Source organism: Paenibacillus chondroitinus NBRC 15376 (assembly GCF_004000765.1).
Taxonomy (GTDB): domain Bacteria; phylum Bacillota; class Bacilli; order Paenibacillales; family NBRC-103111; genus Paenibacillus_E; species Paenibacillus_E chondroitinus.
Genome location: NZ_BILW01000085.1, coordinates 1 through 7,414, shown reverse-complemented (window position 1 = coordinate 7,414; position 7,414 = coordinate 1). Strand labels below are relative to the sequence as shown.

The 7,414-nt window shown below is 45.2% G+C and carries 7 protein-coding genes; 4 read left to right on the top strand and 3 right to left on the bottom strand.

Annotation, left to right across the window (positions count from 1 at the left end):
* Window positions 1-172 precede the first annotated feature (172 nt).
* Window positions 173-451 (bottom strand): hypothetical protein, encoded by a 279-nt coding sequence (locus PCH02S_RS35020; protein WP_127458730.1) that lies wholly within the window; start codon window positions 449-451, stop codon window positions 173-175.
* 148 nt (window positions 452-599) lie between these two features.
* On the bottom strand, window positions 600-1,820 hold the full coding sequence (locus PCH02S_RS35015; protein ID WP_127458729.1) for an S-layer homology domain-containing protein: 1,221 nt from the start codon (window positions 1,818-1,820) through the stop codon (window positions 600-602).
* 216 nt (window positions 1,821-2,036) lie between these two features.
* On the opposite strand from PCH02S_RS35015, the gene PCH02S_RS35010 reads away from it, so the two are divergent.
* The 4 genes from PCH02S_RS35010 to PCH02S_RS34995 all read left to right on the top strand — a co-directional run bounded on the left by PCH02S_RS35010 (window position 2,037) and on the right by PCH02S_RS34995 (window position 6,595).
* Window positions 2,037-3,680, top strand: coding sequence for an FAD-dependent oxidoreductase (locus PCH02S_RS35010; protein ID WP_127458728.1), 1,644 nt, complete (start codon window positions 2,037-2,039; stop codon window positions 3,678-3,680).
* 152 nt (window positions 3,681-3,832) lie between these two features.
* On the top strand, window positions 3,833-4,609 hold the full coding sequence (locus PCH02S_RS35005) for a DeoR/GlpR family DNA-binding transcription regulator (protein WP_127458727.1): 777 nt from the start codon (window positions 3,833-3,835) through the stop codon (window positions 4,607-4,609).
* Window positions 4,602-5,426 (top strand): HAD family hydrolase, encoded by an 825-nt coding sequence (locus PCH02S_RS35000; protein WP_127458726.1) that lies wholly within the window; start codon window positions 4,602-4,604, stop codon window positions 5,424-5,426. Before PCH02S_RS35005 ends, PCH02S_RS35000 begins: the two co-directional genes overlap by 8 nt.
* Window positions 5,423-6,595 carry an MFS transporter gene (locus PCH02S_RS34995; RefSeq protein WP_127458725.1) on the top strand — a complete coding sequence of 391 codons (1,173 nt, stop codon included), beginning with the start codon at window positions 5,423-5,425 and terminating at the stop codon, window positions 6,593-6,595. Before PCH02S_RS35000 ends, PCH02S_RS34995 begins: the two co-directional genes overlap by 4 nt.
* Window positions 6,596-6,645: 50 nt before the next feature.
* Here PCH02S_RS34995 and PCH02S_RS34990 read toward each other — a convergent pair whose 3' ends face one another.
* Window positions 6,646-7,191: a hypothetical protein gene (locus PCH02S_RS34990; protein WP_127458724.1), complete on the bottom strand. Its 546-nt coding sequence runs from the start codon at window positions 7,189-7,191 to the stop codon at window positions 6,646-6,648.
* Window positions 7,192-7,414 lie beyond the last annotated feature (223 nt).

The window sequence follows — 7,414 nt, the reverse complement described above, 5'->3', positions numbered from 1 at the left end:
AAAGTCTTTCGCATTCCGTCCCGCTCTCGCGGCCGGAATTACAATATAGCATATTCAACCAATCAGGTGCAAGCTTTATTTTTACAATATTCGATAAAGTTTTCAGCTCGTCTTGGCCGGAAAGACAATATACCACGGTGGTTAAAATAATGCAACCCTGTTCTACATTTTTTTAGGAATGTCCATGATTGAGCATGTCTTCTACTAGTTCTTGTTCGAAACGCTCTTTTAGAGCATCGTTGCTGGGAGCTATGGATAAGCTGATCTCTTTAAACTGCCGGACGATATTCTGCACGCCTTCCAAGTTGCCGCTCTGGGCTAAATGATCGGTTTGATCAATAACGTGATAAGCAATCGCCTGATAAGCGTCAGTGAAGCTCTGCTCCACATTGGCTGCAGCTCGATAGTCAGCGTAAAATCTTTTGAATGTCTCCATCAATGTTTCGTTCATATTCATGCCACTCCTTTCAAGATAAAGAACAGTTTCCCACAAGAAGTGCAAGTTTATACGGCATAAAAGCACAACAGCCCCTGCTATAAGAAGCAAGGAGCTGTTATGAATATTCAACCTTTTTATATCTCTATATGAATGCTCTTTATTATTTTACATCAATTGTAGTAACAACTTGGTTTTGTCCTTTAAGCTCAACAACATGGGTAGGTGTAAAGTTACCAAGGTTACCAGTCAACGCAACATTAGCTGCAACGTTATAAATCGTAGTTTGGCTTACACCATTGATCGTTTGCGTAATGGAAATGGAAGTGATTTTACCTTGTCCATCTACAGTAGTACTATTTAATGTACCTACAACATCAAAGCTTTGGTTAGCATCAGCCAACTTAGTAACTTCTACAAAAACTACTTGATTGTTGAATGAACGAACCTTCACTTCATCGCCAACTTGAATTGCGGAAGCAGCTACTTTCACACCGTTACGCAAGATGAATGCATCCGGGTGAAGAACATAGTTAGTTGTAACTCCCGCTTTCGTTACTGGAAGCACATTGTTGTATACAGCTGCGTTCACAGTTCCAGCAGTGGAGTTTTGGTCATCAGGCATTTGGTTGCCTGTACGATCCAGTAGTGCCGCTAATTGTGCACGAGTCACGTTTTGGTTCGGTTTGAATGTGTTGTCTTCGAAGCCATCAACAAGACCTTTTTCGATAGCTACAGCAACATAGCCTACTGATCCAGCAGGGATTTGTTTAGCATCTTTAAATGTAAGTTGAGTGTTCATTTTTGCTTTAGCTTCGGACTCTAATTTCAGAGCTTTCACTAACAGCGTTGTTGCCCATAGGCGGTCTGCTTCTTTATTTGGTTGAACGGAGTCATCGCTTTCTGTGAATAGATCGTTTTCAAGCGCTACGGCTACGTATCCAACTGCCCATGCAGGGATTTTGTCCGCATCTTTGAAGTTTAGTTTCGTTGCCATTTCTGTAGCAGATTCCGCTTGCTCACGCAAACCCATCAATCTTACAGCAGCTGTAATCGCTTCAATGCGGGAAACGGATTTATCTGGCTTGAACGTACCATCTTCGTATCCTTCAAACACTTGTTTGGATGCCAAGCTAGCTATGTAACGCATTGCCCATTGAGCGCCTTTGAGGTCGTCAAAGTTAATGCGGATTTGAATGTTGCCGCTAATTTTACCGTTGTTGTTTTTGCCATTATTAATAGAAGTAGTATAGCTATTATTATTGTTTCCTTTACCACGATCATCATGGTCATTTCCTTTGGCAAACGCTGCAGAAGCGCCTCCCATTACCATTGTTAAAACAAGTCCTGTTGCTACAGCTTTCTTCATAAGGTTCTTTTTCATATCAAGTTCCCTCTCCCATTTTCATATAGTTGGTATAAATAATGTGGAGCCTTCGCGAAGGGTTCCTGGTTATGCTACAACAATTCGCCATTGTAAATATGTTTAGGGGGGTGGAGAAATAAATCTTTAAAACTAGAAAATTGTCGAGTCTATTAAATCCCTCCTGAAACTGCTAAACTTAACGATATAAAACACTACCGCAAAAGGAGCTCATGTATGCGTTTACGTAATCCCAGAGTTCAGCTCGTTATTGCTCTAGCCGTTATTTTAATTGCGTTGTCAGTCTATTCTTATAGCAAAATCGGGCTCAAGCAAGCAAATGTGGAACCTGCTGTTGTTACAGTGCCGACCAGCACGCATCAAGATTCTCCTCCTGCTAGTGAAGTCCCGCCGACACCGCCCGTAGAAACCAAAAATCCGTATCCATCCGAGCAATATGACGTTGTTGTCATCGGCAGCGAACTGGAGGGTCTCTATCTGGCGAGGGCGGCTGCAGACGAAGGCTTGAAGGTAAAAGTGCTCGATCCTCATAAAGCTTTTGGAGGCCAGATCCTTCAGAGTCAAATGTTGTTTTTGGATGAAACACGTGACGATCAAGGCCATTTATTAGTGCAGGGTCGTGCTAAAGAATTGTTCGATGGCTTCCGAAACGCCAAGATCCGTAAACTGTCCGAATTTTCAACGTATATGGATAAACTGGTCAAAAATATCCCTCTCGAATCCGGCGTTATCTTAAATGAAATTGAGCAAGTCAACACACCTGAGAGTATGCACAAAGTCGCTTCTATCGTTTACACGACAGATAAAAATGAAAAAAAGAAGATTACGGCCGGCTACTGGGTCGATAATAGTGATTACGCTGCACTCATCTCGCGACTAGATGCCAAGAGATTGCCAGGACTGGAGAAGTTTTATGGGCAAAAAGACATCGAATACATGAGCGCCGGTATGATGATGAAGTTCACGCATGTCGATTGGAAAAAGTTCAGCACAACGTTCAACGCGTTAAAACCTGAAGAAAAATCCAAACAATTTGGCGGAGGTTCTGTCAATGACAGCTATGCAATCGGATTAAGCGGTATGACAAAGGCCTACCATCCTTCCAATGACCGCGTATTTTTAAGAGGTTTAAATGCTGTGAATCAAAGAGACGGGGAAGTTTTGATAAACGCTCTTCTTGTGTACACCGTTGATCCATCCAAACCCGAATCTATCCAAGAAGCTGTTACACTGGGCAACAAAGAGACGGCATCCATTCTGGGACATTTCCGTAAAACCTTACCGGGTTGGGAGCATGCCGAACTTGGGGAGCTACCGAATTATCCCTACATAAGGGAATATAATCACTACGAAATGGATTATGTTTTGAAACCGTCCGACCTGCTTTCAGGCGCCATGTTCTGGGATAATGTCAGCATTGGCGGCTATCCGCTCGATTTACAGGGCACTAGCGCCAACAAATGGGGCATTGAGATGGGACGTCCCGACAAATACGGGATGCCGCTGCGCAGCTTTTTACTAAAAAATTACGACAATGTCATTGCCGCCGGAAAAAATGTGGGCTCCTCAGCTATCGCATACGGAAGCACAAGAATTCAACCGAATACGAGTTTGGCTGCTGAATCCATTGGCATCATACTGGGCCAGTTACACGGCAAACAAAAGCTTAGAGAAATCACGCCTGAGGAGATGGCCAAGCTACAGCAGTACTTAGCTGCTCATTATCAAATCAAGCTAACCGGGGTAACCGGTACCAACAAAATCAGCGGTTGGAACGAAGATGAACTCAGAAAACTGGATACCGGAGAAATTACTTATCCTAGCTACGTGAAAACTCGCAAAAAAACAGCTGTGAAATAACCAAATCCGTGCATTCGCTCCTTAAGCGAGTGTACGGTTTTTTTTACGAAAATTTAAGAAAAAAGGTGTTGAAAAAGCGATCTTCCAGTCATATAATAAGCAATATACTTAAATTCGCTTATAAATACTTACGCGAAAGGAGTGAGAAACCTTTGTTTCAAGAAGAAAGACTCATATCCATTATTGATTACTTAAAATCAAATAAGCGCATTACGGTTGACCTGATTTGCGAGCTGTATGATGTATCACGAGATACCGCCCGGCGTGACATGGTAAAACTTGAAGAACAGGGCAGTATTGTGCGAACACGCGGCGGCGCCATCCTCCCCACACTTTCCAAAGAAGTCGGCAATTATGAACAACGGCTCCAATCAGAGTCTTCTTCCAAACTAACCATCGGCAAAACAGCCGCAGGACTCATTCAAGATGGCGACTATATCATGATGGATGCCTCCACAACAGTGCTGCATGCGGCAAGTGCACTATCTTCCAAACAGAACGTTGTGGTGACAAGTTCTATAGAAATTGCTGCTATTTTAACCCGTAAAGATGAAACTACGATCCATATTCTTGGTGGCGTACTGGATAGCAAACACCATAGCGTCTACGGTGCGAAAGCCATCGAGATGTTGAACGATTACCACGTCGATAAGCTGCTGATCGGAACCTGCGGAATTACGGAGGAAGGGCTGTCTGCTCCAAACGAGGAGGATAGCTATTTAGTTCGTGCCATGATGCAGCATGCTGACCAAGTCATCGTTTTAGCGGATCACTCTAAGTTCGGTAAGCGGCTGTTCCATCGCGTGGTCGGTTTTGAAAGCATCGATATTTTGGTCACAGACCAAGACTTGAGCTCCGAAATGAGAGAGAAATTACTGGCAAGTGAAGTTGAAATCGTTTTGGCAAAAGGAGATGACTTAGATGATTAAGCTTATCGTAAGTGATTTGGATGGTACTTTGCTCGATCACAGCAAGAAAGTTAGTTCTAGAGAGCAAGCTGCGCTGAAAAAGGTGAAAGAAGCCGACATCCTGCTTTGCCTGGCCTCAGGAAGAATGAATGTGGAAATGCAGCAGGTTTTAGAGGAAATTGGACATCGTGCTTACTCCGTCTCGCAGAATGGCGCATTCATTCATTTGGAGGATGGCTCGTTTCTGAAATCTCAGCTTTTTGAGCCTGAATTAGCGTATCAAGTGTATCAATTGCTGAAAGATTTTGACGTCGTGAAGATCGTTTGCTCAGGCGAAGCCAATTACATCACGCATTTGACGCCCGCTTCCGATGAGGTCCAATCACGTACATTCCGGCCTTTTATTATAAAAGAGGACATTGAGCAGTCGCTGCAAGCCGAGCTTCCTATTTGTAAGATTTCTACATTCGGGGATATCCAAATCCTTCTGGCACTTAAAGCATTAATAGAAGAAAAACTGGGCGATCAAGTTGAGCTGTTCATCTCCGACAAAGATTGCTTGGACATCATGCCGCGTCAAGTTTCCAAAGGCAACTCCCTTCTCGTCCTCATTGAACAATTGGGACTAAAACCTGAGGAAATTGCCTGTGTCGGTGATTCCTTCAATGATGTATCCATGTTCGGGATTACCCCGCATAGCTTTGCCATGAAAGGTGCTCATCCTGAGGTCAAACAAAAAGCAAACTATCATGTCGAGTCTGTTGCTGAAGTCGTTGATCATGTATTTGCCTATAACGATAAATACATGCAAGAGCAAAAAGGAAGCTCAATCGTATGAGAAGATTATTAATTATGGGGTGCCTGTCCTATCTATTAACAGGATGCACCCACGTTATTTTTGGAGCGGTATTACCCGAGCTGCTCACTCATTATGGACGCAGCTACAGCGATGGCGGCCTGCTGGTGTTCCTTGAATTCGGCGGATTTTTGCTTGGCGTGCTCAGCATGCCGGCGTTCAGCCGCCGATTCAGCCGCCGAAATACGATTACGACGGCTTTCGGGCTGCTTTTCCTGGCCATGATGACGATCGTCATGCTGCCGCCTTGGGCTTTGGCCGTGAGTCTCACCTTCGTAGCCGGCGTGGCTTTCGGTCTCGTAGAAGCGAGCATTTCAACCTTCGTGTTAATGGCTGCAAAAGATAAGCAAGCTTCGGCCTTCAGTACGCTTGAAGTTTTCTTCGGACTTGGCGCACTATTCATGCCGATTGTATCCAGTATTTTGATTGCCAACGGGTTATGGAAATATGGATTTATGCTGCTGGGATTAAGCGCGCTTGCAACAGGACTCATCTGGTCGAAGCTTTCCTTGGGCGAGCATGACGAGTTGTTGGCACACAAAGCCGACAAGTCGCAGCAAGAGGTAAAGCCCCCAGCTCTGACAAGGAGCTCGTTAACCTTCCTTATTCTGTTCATGCTTGTTTTCTTCATCTATGTAGGGATGGAAAATACGATCGTTAACTTCCTGCCTTCGATCTTTATCGATCAAATGCACACTTCAAGCTCTCTGTCCTCTTTGGCGGTAACAGCTTATTGGATTGCCATGGTGGCAGGTCGACTATTTGCCGGTGTGCTTGCCGAGAAAATGACCTATTTCCGTTATTTGGCCGTCGCTTTTGGCGGCAGCTTGATCACCGTCTTTTTGTGGCTGTTCAGCACGCAGTTATGGAGCAGCTTCGCTATTGTTCTGCTGCTTGGGCTCTTCATGTCAGGGATGTTCGCTGTAGCTCTTATTTATGCCAATCAATTACTCCCTGGACGCACGGAGCAAACAACAAGCACGCTTATCGCTGCAGGTGGCTTGGGCGGATCTGTCATTCCGCTTGGTGTCGGATGGGGAATGGATAAGTTTCAAGTTGGCTTATCGATTTGGTTTGTGTTAGTTGGTATGTGTGTGGTTTTCGGCATTGTACTCTATTCGCGCAGGTGGAAGGTTCAGGCTTCGAGTTAAATAAAGGACAACCCCATCGTCGGGTTGTCCTTTTTGATTCTGCCGCGCTATTACCGCAGAGCCTTTAATTGAATAAGTACGGCTTTCTCCTCAAACTTTACATCCTTCACTCCTATTAAAAGCGGCAAGTGATCTTCGATCGAGAGCTCGATTGGAGCGAATTGAAGCCATTCCTTCGGAACTTGTATACCCCTAACCATTGTACTCTGGTGCTGAATGACCACATTCGGCGGGTCCCATGCCAAGGTAAAAAGCAATTGGGCACCAACAGGCAACTTGTCCTGCCATCTAACATTGACATCAGCCACGAGGTTGCTTCCCTGCAAGGAAAGCTTAGCTCCTTCGATTCGAATGCCATTGGGTAGATCTGGATGGGCTGACAGCTGCTTTTTAACCAGATTGTTCAAATCTTGCTCTGTGATCTGAACCTCGAGCTTCCGGTTTTTGACAATGTCCGCGATTTTACTGCCAACAGAAATTTCTTGATAATTCAGGTCTAGATCCTCGGTAGGTTGGATGTGCCGGATGAACAACACCGTGGCGGCCGCAAGGATAAGGACGACCACGATGAGAAAAATAAATCGTTTTTGCAGCACGTTACAACACCCCGCAGAAGACAATTTGGCAAGCCGTATAAGTCTGGATGTAGATTACGGCTACTCTTTATTCTGCTGTTTTTCCTTCAGCCAGCGAGGAGCGCCCTTGCTCTTGCGATCTCGCTCGCGTTGGGCTTTGCTCACGGCCTTGCCACCGGCGGCCGTGATCTTCGGCGCGGCCGGCTTCGCCGGGGCAGCGCTGGATTCGCGCGCGTCCGTCGGC